This is a genomic window from Xanthomonas sp. SHU 199, from assembly GCF_000364665.1.
Classification (GTDB): Bacteria; Pseudomonadota; Gammaproteobacteria; order Xanthomonadales; family Xanthomonadaceae; genus Xanthomonas_A; species Xanthomonas_A sontii.
Genome location: NZ_AQOI01000466.1, coordinates 1 through 2582, shown reverse-complemented (window position 1 = coordinate 2582; position 2582 = coordinate 1). Strand labels below are relative to the sequence as shown.

The following is a 2582-nucleotide window of genomic DNA, read 5'->3' as shown; positions in this document are numbered from 1 at the left end:
CGGTGAGGCCACGCGCGCGCCAGCCCGACAGCGGCCGGCGCTGGGTGCGCCCGGCCAGCGCCGGGTCGAAGCCCGCCGGCAGCTTCACCTCCAGCCCCCACGGCTGGCCGCTCTGCCAGCCGGCGAGCTTGAGATAGTTGGCGGTGGAGGCCAGCGCATCGGGAATGCTGGCGACCAGGTCGCGGCGGCCGTCGCCATCGCCGTCCACGGCGACACGAGCGTAGGTGCTGGGCATGAACTGGGTATGGCCAAAGGCGCCGGCCCAGGACCCGGTCAGGCCCTCGGGCCGCAGGTCGCCGGCCTGCAGCAGCTTCAGCAGCGCGAACAGCTCGCTGCGGAAGAACGGCTGGCGGCGGCCTTCGCAGGACAGGGTCAGCAGCGACACCAGCAGCGGGCGCTTGCCGGAGATGCGGCCGTAGTCGCTCTCCACGCCCCACACCGCGACCACCGTCTCCGGGTCGACACCGTACTGCTGCGCCACCTGCGCGAGCAGGTCGCGATGCGCGGCGAGCATGGCGCGACCATCGTCGATGCGCTGGCTGTCGACCAGGCCGGCCAGGTAGTCCCAGATCGGCGTGGTGAACTCGGGCTGGGCGTCGAGCAGCGGCAGCACGCTCGGGTCCGGCTGCAGACCGGCAGTGAAGCGATCGAACGACGCCTCGGCGACACCCGCCTTGGCCGCGGCCGGGCGCAGGCCGGCCACGCAGCTGGCGAAGGCCGGATCGGGCGTGGACGGCGCCGCCGCGGGCGGGGTCTGCGCGAGCGCGCACGGGGCCGCCAGCAGCAGGATCCAGGCCAAACGCATCATCGAAACTTCCTCGCCGACGGCAGGGCCGACATCATAAACAACCGGCGCGTGTGCGCTCCGCTCACGCGGCGCGGGCGGCAGGCACGCGACCGGCAGCGCGTTCCGAGCGTGGCCTGGTTGGCGGATCGCGCGGCACGATGTCGCGGCCGCGACACGCATGGCGTTCGGGCCGCTGCGGCATTCCGTCGGAGCGCCAGAGGGCCAACGCTTGCCCCGCCAACGAACGGCGGTGTGCAGGCGTGCGCCCCGTCGGCGCGACGCGCGACGCTCAGTCCAGCGCGTCGAGGTAGTACCAGCGCCCGTCCTCGCGCACGAAGCGGCTGTGTTCGGTCATGCGCACGGCGCTGCCGCCGCCGATGCGATAGCGCGCCAGGAAGGCGACCTCGGCGCTGTCGGCGCCGGTCTGCAGCACGCGCTGCACGGTGAGGCCGAGCCACGCCGTGCGTGGATCGATCTCCACCTGCGGCGGACAGGTCGACGGATGCCAGCTCGCGCGCAGGTAATCGGCGTCCTGGCGCACGTAGGCGCTGTAGCGGGAGCGCATCAAGGATTCGGCATCCGGCGCAGGGGTGCCGGCGTGGTACGGCCCGCAGCACTGCGCGTACTCGCGCGGACGGCCGCAGGGGCAGGGATCGGCAAGGCGCGGGGCGGACGGAGACATGTGCCGATTGTGCCGGCTGCGGCGACACGGCGCACGCCGCGCACGCGTCGCGGCCGGTGGCGGCTATGCTTGCGGCCCCTTGCGCGGAGCGCCGGCGTGCTTGAGTCGATCCCCACCGAACTGCCATGGCTGCTGTGCATCGCCTTCGTCGCCGGGCTGGTGGACGCGGCGGTGGGCGGCGGCGGCCTGATCCAGTTGCCCGGGCTGTTCGCGACCTTGCCGCAACAGGCGCCCGCGGTGATCCTGGGCACCAACAAGTTCAGTTCCATGGCCGGCACCGGCACCGCCGCCTGGCGCTATGCGCGCCACGTGCGCCTGCCGTGGCGGCCGGTGCTGTACGCGACCGCCGCCGCGTTCGTGTTCGCCTTCCTCGGCGCCACGGCGGTGAGCCTGCTGCCGAAACAGGCGGTGCGCCCGCTGATCCTGGTGCTGCTGATCGCGATGCTGGGCTATACGCTGGTCAAGAAGGACTTCGGCGCGTTGCACCGCCCGCGCCACATCGGCCGCCGCGAACTGGCCATCGCGCTGGCGATCGGCGCGGCGATCGGCTTCTACGACGGCTTCTTCGGCCCGGGCACCGGCAGCTTCCTGATCTTCCTGTTCATCCGCTTCTTCGGCCTGGATTTCCTGCGCGCCTCGGCCGCCTCGAAGGTGGTGAACCTGGCCACCAACCTGGCCGCGCTGTGCTTCTTCGTGCCCAGCGGCAAGATCCTGCTGGCCGCGGCGGTGCCGATGGCCGTGGCCAACGTGGCCGGCGCGGTGACCGGCACGCGGCTGGCGCTGCGCGGCGGCACGCCGTTGATCCGGCAGTTGTTCCTGGTGCTGGTGGTGGTGCTGATCGGCAAGATGGGCTGGGATCTGCTGCGCTGAGTGCAGTGCGCGGCACCGTGTGGTTGCCGCGTGCCATCCCTCCCAACGATGGTGCAGCGCGCGGCCGATCGGCACGCGCGACCGCAAGTGCCGCTCAGTGGCCGCGGCGCTTGCCGCTCGCAGGCGCCGTCTTGGCTGCTGCAGCCTTGGCCGGCTTCGCAGGTTTGCTGCCTGTGCCTGCTTTCACCGGCTTCGCCGACGCCGACCGCACGGCTGGCCGCGTTGCCGCGGACGCAGCTGCCA

The 2582-nt window shown here is 72.5% G+C and carries 3 protein-coding genes; 1 reads left to right on the top strand and 2 read right to left on the bottom strand.

Going from position 1 to position 2582, the window contains the following annotated elements; all coding sequences use genetic code 11:
* Window positions 1-805, bottom strand: an 805-nt coding sequence (locus D183_RS0114835) for a lytic murein transglycosylase (protein WP_026144500.1), incomplete at its 3' end; no start/stop codon positions are given.
* Window positions 806-1076: 271 nt separating this feature from the next.
* Window positions 1077-1469, bottom strand: a complete 393-nt coding sequence (locus tag D183_RS0114830) for a YchJ family metal-binding protein (protein WP_081613356.1) — start codon at window positions 1467-1469, stop codon at window positions 1077-1079.
* A 96-nt stretch (window positions 1470-1565) separates the two neighbouring features.
* Here D183_RS0114830 and D183_RS0114825 point away from each other — a divergent pair, with 96 nt between their 5' ends.
* Entirely contained in the window at window positions 1566-2339 is a 774-nt protein-coding gene (locus D183_RS0114825) for a sulfite exporter TauE/SafE family protein (RefSeq protein WP_017909694.1), read from the top strand.
* Window positions 2340-2582: the final 243 nt, after the last annotated feature.

Bases quoted from the DNA above. Each gene is read 5' to 3' on its own strand.
- D183_RS0114830 (WP_081613356.1), bottom strand. From the start codon at position 1,469: ATGTCTCCGTCCGCCCCGCGCCTTGCCGATCCCTGCCCCTGCGGCCGT.